At 54.6% G+C, this 18,789-nt stretch carries 14 protein-coding genes; 7 read left to right on the top strand and 7 right to left on the bottom strand.

The features are described from left to right. Window positions 1-66: 66 nt before the first annotated feature. The gene (locus PsW64_RS19020) at window positions 67-1,383 is read right to left on the bottom strand and encodes an alanine/glycine:cation symporter family protein (RefSeq protein WP_244271742.1); all 1,317 of its coding nucleotides are present in this window, start codon (window positions 1,381-1,383) and stop codon (window positions 67-69) included. Window positions 1,384-1,753: 370 nt separating this feature from the next. Further along, window positions 1,754-2,668: a LysR family transcriptional regulator gene (locus tag PsW64_RS19015; protein WP_063304588.1), complete on the bottom strand. Its 915-nt coding sequence runs from the start codon at window positions 2,666-2,668 to the stop codon at window positions 1,754-1,756. A gap of 105 nt (window positions 2,669-2,773) precedes the next feature. On the opposite strand from PsW64_RS19015, the gene PsW64_RS19010 reads away from it, so the two are divergent. After that, complete coding sequence (locus tag PsW64_RS19010; protein WP_063304587.1) at window positions 2,774-3,670, top strand: AEC family transporter; 897 nt, start codon at window positions 2,774-2,776, stop codon at window positions 3,668-3,670. A gap of 83 nt (window positions 3,671-3,753) precedes the next feature. Here the strand turns inward: PsW64_RS19010 and PsW64_RS19005 are convergent, their stop codons facing one another. Further along, the gene (locus tag PsW64_RS19005; protein WP_063304586.1) at window positions 3,754-6,057 is read right to left on the bottom strand and encodes a hypothetical protein; all 2,304 of its coding nucleotides are present in this window, start codon (window positions 6,055-6,057) and stop codon (window positions 3,754-3,756) included. 369 nt (window positions 6,058-6,426) lie between these two features. Between PsW64_RS19005 and mbfA the strand changes: the two genes are divergently transcribed. After that, on the top strand, window positions 6,427-7,377 hold the full coding sequence (mbfA, locus tag PsW64_RS19000) for an iron exporter MbfA (protein ID WP_244277303.1): 951 nt from the start codon (window positions 6,427-6,429) through the stop codon (window positions 7,375-7,377). A 6-nt stretch (window positions 7,378-7,383) separates the two neighbouring features. Here mbfA and PsW64_RS18995 read toward each other — a convergent pair whose 3' ends face one another. The 4 genes from PsW64_RS18995 to PsW64_RS18980 form a co-directional block, all read right to left on the bottom strand. Beyond that, window positions 7,384-8,439, bottom strand: coding sequence for an ABC transporter ATP-binding protein (locus PsW64_RS18995; RefSeq protein WP_063304584.1), 1,056 nt, complete (start codon window positions 8,437-8,439; stop codon window positions 7,384-7,386). Window positions 8,440-8,450: 11 nt separating this feature from the next. Continuing rightward, window positions 8,451-9,329, bottom strand: a complete 879-nt coding sequence (locus tag PsW64_RS18990; protein WP_063287787.1) for a carbohydrate ABC transporter permease — start codon at window positions 9,327-9,329, stop codon at window positions 8,451-8,453. After that, window positions 9,322-10,203, bottom strand: coding sequence for a carbohydrate ABC transporter permease (locus tag PsW64_RS18985; protein WP_057462435.1), 882 nt, complete (start codon window positions 10,201-10,203; stop codon window positions 9,322-9,324). The genes PsW64_RS18990 and PsW64_RS18985 overlap by 8 nt, the downstream gene beginning before the upstream one ends. Before the next feature lie 141 nt (window positions 10,204-10,344). Then, entirely contained in the window at window positions 10,345-11,616 is a 1,272-nt protein-coding gene (locus tag PsW64_RS18980; RefSeq protein ID WP_063304583.1) for an ABC transporter substrate-binding protein, read from the bottom strand. A 279-nt stretch (window positions 11,617-11,895) separates the two neighbouring features. Here PsW64_RS18980 and PsW64_RS18975 point away from each other — a divergent pair, with 279 nt between their 5' ends. From PsW64_RS18975 to PsW64_RS18955, 5 genes are read left to right on the top strand one after another with little or no spacing between them, the layout of a single operon-like run. After that, complete coding sequence (locus PsW64_RS18975) at window positions 11,896-12,621, top strand: IclR family transcriptional regulator (RefSeq protein ID WP_057462437.1); 726 nt, start codon at window positions 11,896-11,898, stop codon at window positions 12,619-12,621. A 3-nt stretch (window positions 12,622-12,624) separates the two neighbouring features. Beyond that, window positions 12,625-13,692: a Gfo/Idh/MocA family protein gene (locus PsW64_RS18970; RefSeq protein WP_063304582.1), complete on the top strand. Its 1,068-nt coding sequence runs from the start codon at window positions 12,625-12,627 to the stop codon at window positions 13,690-13,692. Between the two features lie 17 nt (window positions 13,693-13,709). Then, the gene (locus tag PsW64_RS18965) at window positions 13,710-15,584 is read left to right on the top strand and encodes a thiamine pyrophosphate-binding protein (protein WP_063304581.1); all 1,875 of its coding nucleotides are present in this window, start codon (window positions 13,710-13,712) and stop codon (window positions 15,582-15,584) included. 2 nt (window positions 15,585-15,586) lie between these two features. Next, window positions 15,587-17,035 carry an NAD-dependent succinate-semialdehyde dehydrogenase gene (locus PsW64_RS18960; RefSeq protein WP_063304580.1) on the top strand — a complete coding sequence of 483 codons (1,449 nt, stop codon included), beginning with the start codon at window positions 15,587-15,589 and terminating at the stop codon, window positions 17,033-17,035. After that, the gene (locus PsW64_RS18955; RefSeq protein ID WP_063304579.1) at window positions 17,035-18,741 is read left to right on the top strand and encodes a dihydroxy-acid dehydratase; all 1,707 of its coding nucleotides are present in this window, start codon (window positions 17,035-17,037) and stop codon (window positions 18,739-18,741) included. The genes PsW64_RS18960 and PsW64_RS18955 overlap by 1 nt, the downstream gene beginning before the upstream one ends. The last annotated feature ends 48 nt before the right edge of the window (window positions 18,742-18,789 follow it).

Genomic DNA, 18,789 nt, shown 5'->3' with positions numbered 1-18,789 from the left:
CATCAGCACATACAAGAATGGCCCGGTGATGAAACCGGGCCATTCTTTTGAAAACTGTGTTTTCTCTTATTCAGCCGGGGCTTTTTCCACGCCCTCAGGCTCATCATCTTCGGAGAAGAACTCCTTGGTGAGCTTGAAGACAATCGGGCTGAGAAGTGCCAGCGCGATCAGGTTTGGAATAGCCATCATCGCATTCAGCGTATCAGCCAGCAGCCAGATGAAGCTCAGCTCCGCAGTTGCGCCGAAGTAGATCGCAACCACCCAGAGGATGCGGTATGGCTTGAGCGCACGAGGCCCAAAGAAGAAGCCAACGCATTTCTCGCCGTAGAAGCTCCACCCCAAAATGGTGGTGAATGCAAACACCGAGAGCGAGATCGCAATCAGGTAGCCACCAACACCTGGCAGAGATGTTTCAAATGCCAGAGAGGTGAGCGCTGCACCGGAGGAGCCAGAGGTCCACACACCGGATGCCACAATCGCAAGACCAGTGATGGTACAAACGATGATGGTATCGATGAACGTGCCGAGCATTGCGATCAGACCCTGATTAACAGGGCTCTTGGTTTCAGCAACCGCGTGAGCGATTGGCGCAGAACCCAGACCAGCTTCGTTAGAGAAGACGCCACGGGCAACACCAAAGCGGATCGCAGCCCAAACAGCAGCACCAGCAAAGCCACCTTCAGCAGCAGTGGAGGTGAATGCCTGAGCAAACACTGTCTGCACAGCAGCACCGATGGAATCGATGTTAATGATCAGAACAACAAGGCCAGCTGCGATGTACGCAATAGCCATGAACGGAACCAGCTTGCCGGCAACGTTACCAATGCGCGTTACTCCTCCCAGAATAACAGCAGCGGTGAGTGCCATCAGGACAACAGCCGTTGCTTGTGCCGGAATGCTGAAGTTCTCATTCAGAACGTTCGCAACACTGTTGGCCTGTACGCCGTTACCAATGCCGAACGCAGCAACAGCGCCGAATGCAGCAAAGGTTGGCGCAAGCCAGTACCACTTACGGCCAAGACCGTTTTTGATGTAGTACATCGGGCCACCAACAAAGTTGCCAGCGTTGTCACGCTCACGGTATTTCACCGCAAGGACAGCTTCGGCATACTTGGTTGCCATGCCCACAAGAGCAGTCATCCACATCCAGAAGAGAGCGCCAGGTCCGCCCAGGAACACAGCCGTCGCAACGCCTGCAATGTTACCTGTTCCAATTGTAGCTGAAAGAGACGTCATCAACGCATTGAAGGGGCTGATTTCACCACCACCTTCGCCTTGACGACCTTTCCAGAGCAGGCTAAAGCCCGTGCCCAACTTAAAGATGGGCATTAGTTTGAGTCCGATCTGGAGAAAAAGTCCTACCCCGAGAATGGCTATAAGCATCACAGGGCCCCAAACGATAGAATTGATTTCGCCTAGGATATTCGTCATTGTTTCCATGGTTAGCCTCCCACCATGATTTTTATTATGATTTAGTTTACATCCTCGGCATGCATATGGAATACATCTACAATAGAACTATTTCAAACTTTTCTGTTGTTTTTCAATCAGTTAATTTCAAATTACGTAGTTTACCTACGGTCATCACGAAAATTTTTGGTGAAAATTTCGCGTCTGGCGGGCGAAAATTATCGTTTTCAACCGACCACTCGGTACAGTTTTGGAAAATTCATCCCCGGAATCGTAACTTATGAGCATATTCTGATTAACTAAGATAAGAGAGTTGCGGCACTGCCCCAGGGGCAGAGGAAAATTACTCCTCCCGATAGATCTCCTGCTCGGCAAATTCCCAAAATCTCGTCACCGCGCTGTTGCTGGGTGTTGTTGGCAGGCGAGTAAGGAACAGGCTACGCGGGGCAGGGGGATCAAGCGGCAAGACTTTCACGCCATCCAGATCCTCAGGCAGTGCCAGTTCTGCAATAATAGAGCAGGCAAGGCCGGAGCGAACGACCGCCAGAATGGATGTGATCTGCTGAATGGAGTGATCCACGCGTGGGTCTGTATCTGACCGGCCAAACCATTTCCGCACCAACGGCTCACTGCCCCCCTTTGTCATAATGAAGGGCTGCTTTTGAAAAGCTTCAGCGTTCATGTGCAGCGGCAAGTTCATATCATCTGCAGTGATTGCGACAAGTCGGTCACAGGCAATGGGCAGACTCTCGAACTCCTCGTCTCCATCCAGTCCCGGGACTACGGCCACATCCACCTCACCGCGTCGCAAAGCTGCGATGATCTCCTGATCCTGCGCCTCACGCAGTTCCAGCGCGATGCCCGGATAGTGGCGTGAGAAGCGCTTCATGACATGAGGCAGGAGCCGTGTGGAGGCGGAAGGGCCTGAAGACCCGATGCGCACGCGCCCGCCTTTGTTCTGGCGCAGATCGTTGATGCTGGCCAGTGCGTTCTCTTCCGCCGCCTGCACGCTCAGGGCATATTGCGCGATCAGCTTGCCCTCATCCGTCAGCTGTACTGGTTGAGAACCACGACGGAGCACCTTTACGCCAAGCCGCTTTTCAAGCTCTGCGATGGACTGGCTGACGGCAGACTGGCTCACCCCCAGTTGATGCGCGGTTTTGGTGACGGAGCCAACCACCTGCAGCAAAGGCAGAGCGCGCACGGCAAGTTCTGGCAAGCGCATTGCAAAAGAATTGAGGCCATCAGGCTTGGTCATCAGGTATCACCGAATATTATAAGCTCAGCTTATTATTTTATATCTTGTCATTAGCCTAAGACATAGCAGCACGAAAGACCAGCCAAACCAGTAGGGAGAGGGCGCATGGGGATCGCAATGGCATTGCTGCCAAGTTTGGGTTTGCTGGCTTTGGGCGGTGTGTTTGGCAAGCGTCTGGACCAGGCCACCTGGCGCGGCATTGATACACTGAACTTTCAGCTGCTGTTTCCAGCCCTGATGTTCTCCGCCGCAGCAGCTCGCCCCATCAATCTGGATGATGCAGCCATCATCGGATTGGGCACCTGGGGTATTTTAGGGGTCGGCTTGCTGCTTGGCTGGATGTTGCGTCCATTTGGTCCAACACAGTTTTTGGATTTTGCCGCGGGTTGGCAAACAGCATGGCGGTTCAATACAGCAATCGGGTTTGTGGCCATCAATGCGTTGGACGCCGACAGCGCTTCTCTCATGGCCATAGCCATTGGCTTTGCGGTGCCAATGGCAAACCTGATGGCGGTAACGGCTCTATCCATGGGCAAAGGTCTTGGCCTGCGCAAGGCAGCGGGAAAGGTGGTGCTCAATCCATTCTTTCTAGCAGCCCTTGGCGGTGTTGCGGTGGGCATGAGCGGATATCCGCTTCCCTCAGTCCTTTCGGAAGGTCTCAATCAACTGGCTCTGGCCGCCATCCCCCTAGCATTGTTGGCGATTGGAGCGACACTTGATTGGCAGGGACTGATGAAGCTGGATGTTTATACGGGCGGGTTGAACTCCATCAAACTGTTGGCCTTGCCTTGCATTGCCTGGTTTATGGTGCACAGCTTTGCCATTCCAAAAGAACAGGCATCCGTATTGGTGCTGTTCGCAGCTTTGCCCACCGCTTCAGCTGCTCACGTTCTGGCCGCTGCCTTTGGGGCGGACTGCCGGCAACCGGCCACGCTGATCGCCCAGTCCACCTTGCTCTCCTGCATCAGCCTGCCGCTTTGGATAACCCTGCAAACCGGATAAGAAAACGGACCCTGCGGAGACCGCAGAGCCCTCGCCATTAGATAAGGAAGGTCATTCGTCATCTATGAGCACATGATGCTCATTTATGCAGCTTGTTTAAAAGCCGTAGGCTTGAATTCCAGAACCCAACAGGCTTCCAGCTTGTTTCTCTTCCAAGGCAGGAAGGAGCGGATGCGGTATTTGACCTGACGAAGTTCCAGATAATCCGGCAGGTTTGCACCGGGGCCCGCAGATTTCTGAATCAGATCTGCCCAATCCCGTGCCAGTTTGGTTGGTTCTTCGACGATTTGCATTCCGTCGCTCTTTTCACCGGTCGGTTTGGAGATCAGCTGTTTGTAAACGGATGGGTTCAGCAGGGCCTTCAAAGCGCCGCTTAAACCATGCAGATCTTCACCAAAGGCCTGATCATCTTCGTCAGCGATGTTACCGGCATTTTCCTTGTCTTGATCTGTAGGCTCATTCAGCACAGCACTGCTTGCTTCCGTCTTGCCGTGTTCCACTTCCTTGATAACGACATTGTACTGATCCTTCTTGCCACCTTCCATCGGCGTGATTTCAACCTGGAACATGGCTGACCACGGTTGTTCCTTCGCCCATTTCAAAATCTTGCGAATGCTCGTACCGTTGCTCATCTTGGCCATGACTTCCTTCATGGCATGGTCCTGCAAGCTGCTGATCGCATCATGTGCATTCCCATAGCTTTGCAACAGGCCGTCACCCTTGGAGCTGAGGAACTCGTCCAGATGGCCTCTCTTGTCCTGAATGTCACTGCTCTTTTGTGACTGGTCTTCTCGCAGATCAGACATGTTGAGAGCCAGATCGCCCAGATCACCTGCAATAGCTCGTGGCAGATTGTTGATCAGGTTGACCTCGGCAACAGTGTCAGAGGTTGGCTTCTGTTCCACAACCCAGGCCGTTTTCACGGTGTCCGTGTTGGAGAAGAAGCCCTTCTTGATGTCGTGATAGCGGATCTGCTTCAAAGTCATGTAATCAGGCAACTGATCACTGATGTCCCGGCCACTTGCCTGTGCGCGGGCGAGGGTTTCACCCCAGTTCATTGCCAGATCACTTGGCTTTTCGACAAATGGCACATCATCATTGCTGGCTTCACCCGTAACCTTGGTGGTCAGGGCCTCCATCATTTTTGGTGAGCGCAAGCCGTTGAAGATCAGCTCAGGATTGGCCATGAGCTTTTCTTTGGACAGATTTCGCTGTGCCAGATCGGTGTTGCTGTCGATATCCAGACCGTCGGTATCTTCATTTCCCGCAGGGCTGTCGCGCAGCTGCGCTTCAATGTTGAAGAACTCACCCTTGGTGGTGATATCGATATCAACCAGCTTTGCCCATGGCTGGGTGGCAACCCAACTCATGGTCTTGCGGGGGCTGTTGGTCTGGGCAAGATGGTCGTTGACCATGTTCTTCGCCATCTTTGCAAGGCCTGAGGCTGCCTTCAGTGCTCGGTCGTTCTGCTCTGCCAGTTCATCAACGGCAGAATCCACGGTCTGACCAAAGCTGATGGCAGACTGGACGTCGTTTGTGGTGTTCAGTGCCATGCCCAATTGCCGGGCAACGGCCATACGGTACTCAACAACTTCCTGTTCAATTTCTTCCAACTTTTGTCGCTCACTGTCAGAAACTGCATTTTCCTTCGCATTGTCGATGGTGTCGCTCATAGCTTTGCCGAAGGCATGCTGGCGGTACAGCTCATTGACATCTTTGACGAGTGCATTCCCAAGCTTGACCATATTTTGGCTCATAAACACCAGCATTTCGCGGTGGGCCGGGGTCAGCTGCTTAGGATTGGAGTTGGCTGCATTCTGCAGGAATTCATTGAAGCGGGGATCATCTGCCTGACTGTCAAAAATTTCCTTGGTGACACTCCGGGACTCTTCCCTCAGTTCCTTCTTCAGATCACGAGTGAACTGCTGCTTGACCATCTCATCAGCTTTTTCCTGAGGCATGCCCAGAACATCTTTCACATGATGTTCCCATTTGGCGGCTGAAGGGTCAGCATAAGCTGTTGCGAGAGGGTCTTTTAAGAAATCCTCTTTCTTCTGCTGGAAGGTGCGCAAGCGGTCTAACCGCTCACGAAGCGTTTCGGATTCCGGCAGGCCAATTTCCTCAAAGACAGCATGGACCGGCATTGGCTTTGCGCCAGCGGGCCGTTCTGGAGGTGGGGTGTCGACGACGACATAGTCGCTCAAATCCGGGTCGGCAGTTCCATTGCGTTGGTCATGATTACCATGAACGCCATTGACCTGCTCGTTTGAGGTTCTTGCTGTACGGTTGGTTTCGTCCCCATCTTCCTCGGGGAAGTTCCAATGCATGTTCTGGTAGACTGCCTTGGCCCAATCGTGCTGTTCAGCATTCAACTTATTTACAGGCATGACACGTCTCCTGCTAACTAAGTTTTGTTATTGGCTAATAAAGTTGTGCTCCTCCTATCCGTTTATTTTAAGGCACGGAATCGACTTTAGTATAATAAGTTAAGACTGATTAAACCGGTCTGCTCAAATGCAAGCGGTCTAAGCATTTAAATCGACAATACCGATCACGTTTTCTCAAAAACATCAATCACATCCGCTGATAGCGCAATCAGTGAGCGGGTGCCCAATTCTCCCGGCTTGCCATGTCAGCCCGTTCAAATTTGCGGTTTATTTGAGGAACTGAAACCGCCTGTTTGCAATGAAATCTGCTTAGGATCTGCGCGAAATTGCAAACTAGAAAGCTCATGGATGCTGTATCTGACGTCACGCATGCGATTTTCTGACCTGAGCGAGCAGCAGGTGCTGGCTCTTGCCATCTCGTCAGAGGAAGATGACGCTCGCATCTATCGGGGGTTTGCAAAACGATTGCAGGATGATTATCCGGGAACTGCCGCCGTCTTCGCTGACATGGCCAATGAAGAAGACCAGCACCGGATTTCGCTGATCGAGCTGCACCAAAAACGTTTCGGCGACACGATCCCTTTGATCCGCCGCGAACATGTCTCCGGGTTCTATGCCCGAAACCCGCTCTGGCTCTCCACACAGCTAACGCTCGATCAGATCCGTCATATCTCCGAGAACATGGAGACGGCCTCGCGCACATTCTACGAGAACGCTGAAAAGAAGAGCACGGATGCGGATACGCGGCGCTTGCTGGGCGACTTGGCAGCAGTGGAAGCTGATCACCAGAACAAAGCCCGCACCTTGTCACAAACTCATCTGGCCTCAACAGGAGAGCAAGAGGAAGAAACCGCACACCGCAAGCTGATCCTGACCCTGATCCAGCCGGGTCTTGCAGGGTTGATGGATGGCTCCGTCTCCACACTGGCGCCCGTGTTCGCAACAGCCTTTGCAACAGGCAACACATGGACCACGTTTCTCGTTGGCCTTGCAGCCTCCATCGGCGCGGGTATTTCCATGGGCTTTACGGAGGCTGTCTCGGATGACGGGCAGATTTCCGGACGAGGCTCGCCTGTCTTGCGCGGCGTTGCTTCCGGCGTGATGACAGCTCTCGGTGGGTTGGGCCACACCATCCCGTACCTGCTCAGTGACTTCTGGGTGGCCACGTTCATCGCGTTTTTCGTTGTGGCGGTTGAGCTCTGTGCGATTGCGTGGATTCAGAGCAAATACATGGAAACGCCGCTCTTGCGGGCGACGTTTCAGGTTGTTCTCGGCGGTTCACTGGTGTTTGCCGCCGGTGTCATTATCGGCGGTGGTTAAACGCCCTTACAGGGACGCCCCACCTTCAGCAAACACATGCAGGAACTCACGGTTCACGGAAACCGGCAGCATATCCCCTTCACGCACAGTGATGGAATGGTCCACCCGCATGGTGATTGGATCGGAGGAGAAGCTGGTTTGCAGGTAGGCGAGGGACTCTGACCCAAGCTCTTCAACCAGTTCCACCTTCGCAGAGAAATCACAGGCCTCAGTATTGGTGATGCTCATGTGCTCCGGGCGAATGCCAAGCGTGATCGCCCCATTCGCTTCAGCCCTTTGCGCATCATTGATGTTGAAGCCATCCAGCTGGATTGCCCCCTGCTGCGCAGTCGCGCCGATGAAGTTCATGGACGGCGCACCTAGGAAGCCAGCAACAAACTTATTCGACGGACGCTCATAAAGATCAATCGGACGCCCGACCTGCTCAATCACACCGTGGTTGAACACCACAATCCGGTCCGCAAGGGTCATCGCCTCGGTCTGGTCATGAGTCACGTAAATGATTGTCGCGCCCAGGCGCTTGTGTAGACGAGCGATTTCCAGACGCATCTGTACGCGCAGTGCGGCATCCAGATTGGACAGCGGCTCATCAAACAGGAACACCTGCGGATTGCGGATGATCGCACGGCCAATGGCCACACGCTGACGTTGACCACCAGAAAGCTGCCTCGGATATCGCTCCAGCAGATGAGTGATCTGCAGGGTCTCCGCCACATTGCTTACGCGGCGAGCCACCTCATCCTTCGCCATTTTGCCAAGACGCAACCCGAAACTGATGTTCTCGGAGACAGTCATATGCGGGAACAGCGCATAGGACTGGAACACCATGGCTATTTCACGCTTGGACGGGTGGGCGCGGGTGACGTCTTTGTCGGCAATGTTGATCTGGCCGGATGTCACATCCTCCAGACCGGAAATCATGCGCAGCATGGTGGACTTGCCGCACCCGGATGGTCCGACGAAGACAATGAACTCACCCTTTTCAACCTCAAGGTCCACCCCATGGATGACCTCCAGATCTCCGAATGACTTTCTGATGTTTTTCAGTGACAAACTACTCATAATGTCCCCGATTATCCTTTCACGGCACCCATGGTCATGCCTTTGATAAAGAAGCGCTGGAAGAACAGGAATACGATCAGCGTTGGCAGGCTGGCGATCAGCGACATAGCGCCCTGAATGCCCCAGGCAACGGAGTATTGGCCCTTCATGAACACGAGCCCCAGCATAATGGTGCGTTTCTCGTCAGACTGGGTGAAGATCAGCGGCCAGAGGAAATCGTTCCAGATCCAGGTGAATTGAAGCGTCGCCAGCACTGCAATGGCTGGCAGGCTGATGGGCAGCGCGATCCTGGTCAGCACCTGCCATTCGTTGGCCCCTTCCAAGATCGCCGCCTCACGCAGTGGGTTGGGCACGGTGGCGAAGAAGTTGCGCATCAACAGAGTGCAAATCGGAATACCCAGCGCAGTGTGCACGATGATCATCGGCCACAGCGTATCAATCAGCCCCATGAGGTTGAACAGACGGAACAGCGGGATCAGGATGACCTGCGGGGGGAAGAACATGCCGGACACCACCAGCAGAAACACCAGATCACTGCCTTTGAACGGCAGCTTGGAGAACACATAACCCGCCAGTGTGCCAAGCCCGATGGAGAACGCCGTGGCAGGTGCGGCCACGAGGAACGTGTTGAGCATGTAGCCATGCACCGCCGGATTGCTCAGCACCTCAACATAGTTGCCCCAGTACATGCTGCTTGGAATGGCCCACAGGTCGCCAAGCGCAATATCCCGTGTGGTTTTAACGGAGGACAGCAACACGCCAAAGGTTGGCGCAAGAAACAGGATTGCCAGCGTAAACAGGCAGATGAAGATGACAACAGGCCACGGATTGAACCGCTTCGGCGCAACATATTCACCGCTGGCGCTGCCCAGACTAGCCGTATCAGCCATAGATTTCGTCCACCTTTTTAAGCTGTTTGAAATAGAGGCGAATGATGGTCAATGCGACGAGGAACAGCACGACAGAGATGGCGCTGCCATAACCCATCAGGTACTTTTTGAAACTCTCGTTGTACATGTGCATGGCCAGCGTATCAGAGCTGTTGAACGGCCCGCCGCCGGTCATGATGTACAGGATATCAAAGCCCTTCAGCGAATTGATCACGCTCAGCGCCACAACAACCACGGTGGCCGGTGTCAGCAGTGGCAGGATGACGTGGCGAATGCGTTGCCAAGTGGTGGCACCTTCCAGCTCACAAACTTCCAGCAGATCACCGGGAATAGCCGTCAGACCTGCAAGGTAGATCACCATGGACAGACCGGTTGCCTGCCAGGACCATGCAACAATCACGGAGTAAAGCGCGCTGTCCGGTTTTGCCAGCCAGGCGTAGTTGAAACGGTCATTGGTGACGTATTCAATGATGGAATTCAGCAAGCCCCAGTCGGGCTGGTAGATCCACACCCAGACCTGACCAACCACAACAGCAGAAAGACAGATTGGCAGATAAAAGATGGTTTTGAAGATCGGACCACCGGGCACATGGCTGTCGATCAGCAGCGCCAGCGAGAGTCCAAGAATTGTTGGAAGCACCACCGCAATGGCCATCCAGATAATCGTGTTTATTGCCGCAGACATGAAGAGGCGATCGGAAAACAGCTTTCCGAAATTCTCAAAGCCAACGAAGTCATAATTGTCACTGAAACCGTTCCAGTTGGTAAAGCCGTAATAAAACGAGCTTAGGAGCGGCCAGATGATGATCAGCGCGAATACGCTGAGGGGGAGCGCCAAAAGGGCAACGCGCCAGAATGTGTTGCTTTGATTCATACCCGTCTCAGAAAAAGCCTGCCTCGCAGTGGTGCATATCTATCTCCCCCAAACCTACATGGCTTGGTGGGAAATACGTGAAGCTATAGAGGCAAGCCGACCGCAATCATGCTGCGACCGGCTCTGTTTTAAGTGTGATGATTATTCGGCAAACGCGCTTGCTGCGCTGGCCTGTGTTTCATCCAGAATGGCATCCACTTTGGATGGATCATCCATGAAGCGTGCGAACATGGACAGCCCAACTTCCGCCACTGGCGGAGGCGTGGACAGGTCGTAGTTGAACGCAAAGGTCTGTGCAGCGTCGATGGTGTCGAGCGCTTTCAGCATCACAGCGTTGTAGTTGGACTTTTCAACATTCACGTTGGCGGAAAGAGCGCCCTGAATGTTGGCCCACTTGGCCTGTGCTTCCGGATCTGACACCAGATACTCAAGCAGCTGCTCAGCCCCTTCAGGGTTCTTCGCATTTGCAGAGATCACCAGACCATCCACCGGACCAACAACCGCGTTTGGAACACCAGCTGTCACTTCCGGGAATGGGTAGAAGTCATAGTCCTCACCCGGCTTCAGGCCGATGGAGTTCCAGTATCCGGTGATCCATGTGCCCATCAGGGTCATGGCCGCATCACCACGGGCAACCTTGTCAGAAGCATCAGTCCAGCTGTCTGCGTTTGCATTTTCAACAAAGTAGCCTTTGTCGACCATGCTCTTCCAGAGACCCATCGCCTTTTTCACTTCAGGATCGGCATAAGAGGCTGTGCCGTTCATCAGTTTTGCGCGGTAGTCAGGGCCCGCGGTGCGAAGGATCAGATAGTCAAACCAGAACTGTGCAGGCCAGCGGTTCTTAGAACCAAGCGCGATAGGGGTCACGCCGTTTGCCTTCAGCTTCTCACAGGCTGCGAGGAACTCTTCCCATGTCTTTGGGGCCTCAAGGATGCCAGCCTTTTCCATAACAGCTTTGTTAAAGAACAGACCGGAGTAGTGGTAACCGAATGGCACCAGATAACGCTCGCCGTCATACTTGGTTGCACCGTCCGCAACCGATTTGGCGACAACGTTGTCCAGACCAGCCTTGTCCCACATGCCGTCGATTGGACGCAGGTCGCCTGCATCAATGACGAACTGTGTCCGAGCACCGGCCCAGTAAGAGAACACGTCTGGCAGTGCGTTGCCCGCTGCACGCACTAAAATACCAGTCTTGAAGTCTTCATGACCGATTGGGCTGTCTTTAACAGTGATACCGGATTTGGCTTTAAAGCCCGCCAGAATGTCCTTCAGGCCTTTCTGGCCCAGCTCACCAGTAAAGTAGTGAGAAATGGTGACTTCGTCCGCTGCAAATGATGGAACCATGGATGCTGTCGCCATGACGGGCGCAAGCACCGCAGCAAGCAAAAGTTGCCTTCCGCGCTTATTCATATTTCAATCCCCTCCCAAGAGTTTGCATATGTTTTACAAATTCATTTCGTCAACAAGTTGCCTTATGTGCAACAAAACTGAATATACGCCCCATTTCGCCGTGCATTTCGGTAAATGTCAAGCATATTTTGTACAAAAATACGTATACCGCCTCTTGCACTCCTGTAAAACCTGTGTCAATTCTGAGTCCAGATGCTGAAAATTTGTTGCCCTATGTTTAACTTCATGTAATTAGTTGTCCATATTTCAACTTTTCCAGTGTGTGAATGGAGATTGACGTTGCGCCTTTTACAATCGCTATCCCGTGGACTTCAGACGCTCGACTATCTTGCCCAGCAGGCCAAACCGCTGCGGCTTACGGATATCGCGAGTTACCTTGGTGTCGACAAGTCCAATGCGACGCATATTCTGCGTACTTTGGTTGCATGCGGTTACGCTACGCAAGGGACTGACAGGCGTTACGCAGCAAGCGAGAAAATGACAGGTTCTCAAGGGTCTGGGCCAACGGCTGAGGCAATTGTAGCAGTTCGCCAGCAGTGGCAGCCTATCCTGAAGCAGCTCACCCGCGAGACGGGCGAATGCTCACACATGGCTGTGCTGGCCAGTTCTCAGGTCTGGTATGTGGATAAAATCGATTCTGAACTTCCGCTCAAGGTCGACCATCCCATCGGGTCGTTAGGGCCGTTGCACTGCACCGCTCTTGGCAAGGCTTTTCTGGCGTTTGGTGATGCACAGGCAGAGCAGGAGCTGAAGCAATTCACCCCTGTGACCCTGACGGACCATACCGCCCTTGCAGCCGAAATCTCCAAAAGCAGAGATCGTGGCTACGCGATTGACGACGAAGAATTTACCTCCGGCATCCGCTGCGTTGCGGGACCGGTTTTTGATGAGCATGGAGTGATGATCGCCGCGATCGGCGTTTCAGGACCGACAGTTCGAATTGATGACAAGCGCTTTGAGGAGCTTGGCGCGCTTGTTCAGAAAATGTGTTTTATGAGGGAGTAAAGGATGGGGAACCAGCCGGTTCGCGTTGCCATTCTGGGCACAGGTCGTATTTCGGATTTGCATGCCATTGAGTATAAGCAGAACCCGAAAGGCAATATTGTTGCCTTGTGTGATCAAAACGTAAAGCAGGCCCAGTCTCAGGCAGAGGCATGGGGCGTTGATGACCCGATCATCAGCGATGATTACAGAGAGCTACTGGCCCGCCCAGATATCGATCTGGTAGAAATCCTGCTGCCACACCATTTGCATTTGCAAGCCGCACTGGATGCCATCGCAGCTGGTAAGATGGTCTCGCTTCAAAAACCCATGTGCATGAACATGGAAGAGGCTGACATTCTTGTTGAAGCCGCTGAAAGCTATGACCGCCCTTTCAAGATCTTCGAAAACTTCATCTTCCATCCCCCTGTCCTGAAAGCCAAAGAGCTGGTGGATGCAGGCGCGATTGGAGACCCGATTTCCATTCGCATCAAGTCCAACCCCGGCAAGAGTAAAACCGCGTGGAAAGTGCCTGCTGCAGCCAACGCATGGCGGCAGATGAAAGACATGGCTGGCGGCGGCCCGCTGGTGTTTGATGACGGACACCACAAATTCGCGCTTGCCTGGCACTTCATGGGCATGCCGTCTGACGTTCACGCCTTTATCGGTCAGACCGAAGTCTTCAAAGGCATCTATCTGGATGCTCCATCCATGGTGTCCTTCCGCTTCCCCGGCAACAAGATCGGCAATCTGGAGGTGGTTTACTCTCCGGAGCTGGAAATCGCGACCAAACACTACGCACAGGATGACCGGGTCGAGATCACCGGAACCCAAGGCGTTCTCTGGATCAACTGCGGTCATGGGTCCATTGGCGATCCCGCCCCGCTTATTCATTACCGCGAAGGCAACGTCACCGAGTACCGCGATATCTATGCGGGTTGGGAGCAGAGCTTCGTCAACTCCACACGCCACTACCTTGATGCCATCACCGAGGGCGGCGACCCGATCCTGACAGCACGGCAAGGCCGCGATGTCTTAAGTTTTGCGCTGGCGGCAGAAGAGTCTGCACGCACTGGCCAGACAATCAGCTTCTAAGCGGCAGGAGTACAGAGATGTCTTTATCTGTTCCGGGCAGCATGCAGGAGCGCGCCAACTGGCTTCAAGCCCAAGGCGGGCTGGAAGCTGCCATCGCTGCAGGCCATTTTGCTGAACAAGTGACCATGACGCTTTCCGAGGCGCTGGTTCTGGGCCTGATGCGTCAGGGCGTCACCAAGTATCTGGCAATCTTCGGCCATGGCTCTACCGAGCTGGGCGAAGTGCTGCGCATTTATGAGGACGCTGGCCTTGTGCGCACATGGCAGTTCCGCAATGAAGTAGAAATGGCCCATGCAGGTACAGCCCTGCGCTGGGTTTATGGCGAGGTTTGCGCGGTTGTCACGTCCATCGGGCCGGGTGCTTTGCAGGCTATGGCGGGTTCTTTAGCAGCCGCCTCCAACGGCATTGGCCTCTATCACATCTATGGTGATGAGACGACCTTTGGCGAAGGCTACAACATGCAGCAGGTGCCAAAGCCACAGCAGGGTCTGTTCCAGCAGATCACGTCAGCCATGTCTCAGGCCTACACACTGCACACGCCAGAAGCGCTGCGCAATGCTCTGCGCATGGGTGCCAGCTGCGTCTATCATCCGTTCAAGGCAGCCCCGTTCTACCTGAACCTGCCACTCAACACCCAACCACAAAAACTGGATATCCGGCTGGACAGTCTGCCGACTGTTCCAACCTACGAGCCAACCATTCCAGCCGTAGACCATAACCTGCTGGAAACGGTGGAGCTTCTAAAGTCCACGAGCAAGATCGCCATCAAAGCGGGCGGCGGCTCCCGTCCGTTCGCTGAGGAACTTCGCGCCCTTGCCGAAGCCTCTGGTGCAGTGGTGGTGGAATCTCCGGGCTCTCTGGGCATCCTGCCGGATGCACATCCGCAGAACATGCATGTGGGTGGCTCGAAAGGGTCCATCAGCGGCAATCACGCCATGCAGGAAGCAGAGCTTCTTGTTGCCATAGGCTCGCGCGCTGTGTGCCAGAGTGACTGCTCCGGTATGGGCTGGCCAAAGGCGAAACACGTCATCAACATCAACGCCGATCCGATGGATGTGCAGCACTACGCCCAAACCACGGCATTGAACGGAGACATTGGTGAGGTGGTGAAACTGCTGCTTGCTGAGCTCGCAAAAGGTGGTGTCGCCAATAAAGCTGACTGGCTGAAAGACTGTGCTGCAAAGAAAAGCGAATGGACTGCCTTCAAGGCAGATCGCTATGCAGCAGGGCGGGTGAGTGACCTCATGTGGGGGCAAGGGGTCCTCACCCAGCCGCAAGCCATCAAAGCCGCTTCTGATTTTTGCAAAAAACACGGCGCCCTCAAGCTTTTTGATGCGGGCGACGTGCAGGCCAATGGCTTTCAGGTGGTGGAAGATGACCGCGTCGGCGAAACCATCACCGAAACCGGAGCTTCCTACATGGGCTTTGCCGTTTCTGCACTTATCGCAGGCGGCGTGGCGGACAATGGGAAATACTCTGTCGCATTTACCGGTGACGGCTCCTTCATGATGAACCCTCAAGTGCTGATCGACGGCGTGGAGCACGGCGTGCATGGCACCGTTTTAATCTTCGACAACCGCCGTATGGCTGCCATTAGTCACCTTCAGCTTGCTCAGTACGGCAAGGATTACCGCACCAATGACGGTGTGGCTGTCGATTACATCGCCATGGCGAATGCTGTGGATGGCGTGCTTGCGCTTTCTGGCGGAAACAGCGCGGAAGACCTGAGTGACGCCCTGGAAAAAGCCAGAGCCCACGAAGGTCTCAGCGTGGTGCACGTGCCGGTTTATTACGGAGAAGATCCGGCGGGTGGCATGGGCGCTTATGGCAATTGGAACGTTGGCAACTGGTGCGATGACGTTCAGGACAAATATTTGGAAATGAGCATTTAATCATGACAGATGCGAAGCTTCTTATCGGCGGAGAGTGGGCGCCAGCCAGCAACGGCGAAACCCGCGATGTACATAGCCCGGTCACCAGCAAAGTGATCGGCACCATTGCCGCTGCAAGTGCAGACGATATTGCCAGCGCTTTGAAACTGGCAAAGGACACCTTCCCGAAATGGGCTGCGGTTCCTGCATGGGAGCGCGCCAAGGTGCTGCGCAAGGCCGCTGATCTGATCCGCGAACGGACGCAGGACATTGCCCATGTAATGTCCCTTGAAACCGGCAAACCATTGGCAGAGGCCATTGGTGAGACCGGGGCAGCAGCAGACCAGTTTGAATGGCAGGCAGAAGAAGCCAAGCGCATCTACGGCCAGACCATTCCGGGCCGCAATGCTGATGAACGCCTGACTGTAAACTACCAGCCAGTCGGTCCATCTCTGGCGCTTTCCGCTTGGAACTTCCCAGCCTTGCTGCCCGCCCGCAAAATTGCGGCAGCATTGGCAGCTGGGTGTTCTGTCATTGCCCGTCCTGCTTCTGAAGCAGCTGGACCATGCTTTGCCATTGGTCAGGCCCTGATGGATGCTGGCCTGATGCCGGGGGCTCTGGCTATCTTAACAGGCGACAGCCGCGCGCTGGCTCCAGCGCTGATCAATGCACCAGAAATCCGCAAGGTGTCGCTGACCGGCTCTGTGCCCGTGGGCAAAGACGTGATGCGGCAGTGCGCGGATGGCATGAAAAAAGTCACCATGGAGCTGGGCGGTCATGCCCCTGTGGTCATCCATAAGGACTTTGACCCGATTGCGGCGGCCCAGAAACTGGCAGCCACCAAGTTCCGCAATTGCGGTCAAGTTTGCATATCTCCAAGCCGCTTCTACGTGCACTCTTCCATCGCGAAGGAGTTCGCCGAAGAGTTCGCCCGCTATGCCAAATCTCTCGTGGTTGGTGACGGATTGGAAGACGGTGTCAACACCGGTCCACTCATCCGCCAGCGCGCCGTAGACCATGCATTGCGCCTGACAGAGAATGCCATCGCGAAAGGTGCGGACCTGCTGGCAGGTGGTAAGCAGCCGGAAAACCTGCCCGATGGCAGTTTTCTTGAGCCGACGGTTCTGATGAACGTGCCGGACGATGCCGCGATCATGATTGAGGAGCCTTTCGCTCCGGTCGCCCCGATCTCCACCTTTGATGATGTGGAAGACGTAATTGAACGGGCCAACAACACCCCGTTTGGTCTGGCAGCCTACGTGTTTTCTTACGACAGCGCTTTGGCACTCAAAACCGCTGATCGACTGGAAGCTGGCATGGTTGGCATCAACGAGACGCTCCTTGCAACAGCCGAAGCACCGTTTGGCGGCAACAAGGAAAGTGGCTTTGGTCGTGAGGGCGGTTCGCTCGGCATCATGGATTACCTTGTTCCGAAATACACCCGCCACCTGCTAATCTCCCGAGAGATCTGATGAGCAAAAAAGTACAGGGGCTGGAAAACGGCCTGACAAACTATGGCGACAAGGGCTTTGCCCGCTATTTGCGCCGTTCCTTCGCCAAGTCCATGGGCTACACGGATGCAAGTCTGGACAAGCCAATCGTCGGTATCTGTTACACCGAGAGCGGGTTTAACAACTGCCATAGACATTTTCCCGAGATGCTGGAAGCGATCAAACGCGGTGTACTCGCCTCTGGTGCACTGCCGGTGCCGTTCCCGATCATGTCTCTGGGTGAGGTGTTCCTGAGTCCAACCTCCATGGTCTATCGCAACCTGATGGCCATGGCAGTGGAAGAGATGATTACCGCACAGCCAATGGACTCCGTTGTGCTGATGGGAGGATGTGACAAGACCGTTCCGGCCTTGCTGATGGGGGCAGCTTCCGCTGGCAAACCAGCTACCATGGTAGTGGCTGGCCCGATGATGACAGGTCGCCACAAAGGCGAGCGCCTCGGCGCTTGCACCGACTGCCGCCGCTTCTGGGCGCAATACCGCGCAGGCACGGTAGATGAACCCGAGATCAACCAGATTGAAGGCCGATTGGCGACCACCGCCGGCACTTGCGCGGTGATGGGCACCGCCAGCTCCATGGCCGTGATTGCTGAAACTCTTGGCATGATCCTTCCGGGCTCAGCTGGCATCCCGGCAGTGCACGCCGACCGTCTGCGTAATTCAGAGGAGACTGGTGTTGTCGCGGCCAAAATGGCACTTTCAGAGAACGCTCTGACACCAGACAAGATTATGACCCGTGAAGCGGTCGAGAACGCTCTGCGCGTATTACTCGCCGTTTCTGGTTCCACCAACGCAATCATCCACCTGACGGCAGTTGCCGGACGTCTTGGCATCGACATTTCACTGGACCGCATGAACCAGCTTTCTGATGAGACACCCGTGGTGGTGGACCTGAAGCCGGTTGGTCAGGGGTATATGGAAGATTTCCATTCCGCTGGCGGTCTGGATGGTGTTCTGGACGCGATCAAAGACAAAGTGCACCGCAGCCCAATCAACATTGAAGGCGTGAGCCTAGGGGATCGTCTGGATGCACCAAAGGCTGATCCGTTTGACCACAACGTGATCCGCACTGCTGACAATCCGGTTGACCCACAAGGAGGCCTGATTGCACTGAGCGGCTCACTGGCACCAGAAGGTGCGATCCTGAAACGTGCTGCCGCAACACCTGAACTGCTGGAGCATGAGGGCAGGGCGGTTGTATTCTCGTCTCTGGAAGATCTCGCCAACCGCATCGATGATCCAGATCTGGATATCAATGCGGATGACGTGATGGTGTTGCAAAACGCAGGGCCGCGCAGTCCCTCCGGTATGCCGGAGGCAGGATATCTGCCAATCCCGAAAAAGCTGGCCCGCGCCGGTGTGAAAGATATGGTGCGTATTTCGGATGCCCGCATGAGCGGCACAGCGTTCGGCACCATCGTTTTGCACGTAACGCCGGAAGCTGATCTGGGTGGGCCATTGGCTCTGGTGCAAAACGGTGACCGTATCCGCCTTTCTGCGAAGAGCAAGAGCATCGAACTGTTGGTTTCAGAAGAAGAGTTGGAACGTCGCCGCGCGGCCTTCACCTCGCCAAACCCGGAACCAGCCCGCGGCTACAAGCAGCTTTATCACAACACGGTACTGCCAGCGACCAAGGGCTGCGACTTCGACTTTCTGCAGAAGGTCTGAGAGCAATCATAAATGCGAGTGAGCAGGGAACCTCTGCTCACTCCTCAG

The sequence above is a fragment of the Pseudovibrio sp. W64 genome (assembly GCF_001623145.1).
Classification (GTDB): Bacteria; Pseudomonadota; Alphaproteobacteria; order Rhizobiales; family Stappiaceae; genus Pseudovibrio.
This window is presented reverse-complemented; position numbering and strand designations above follow the sequence as displayed.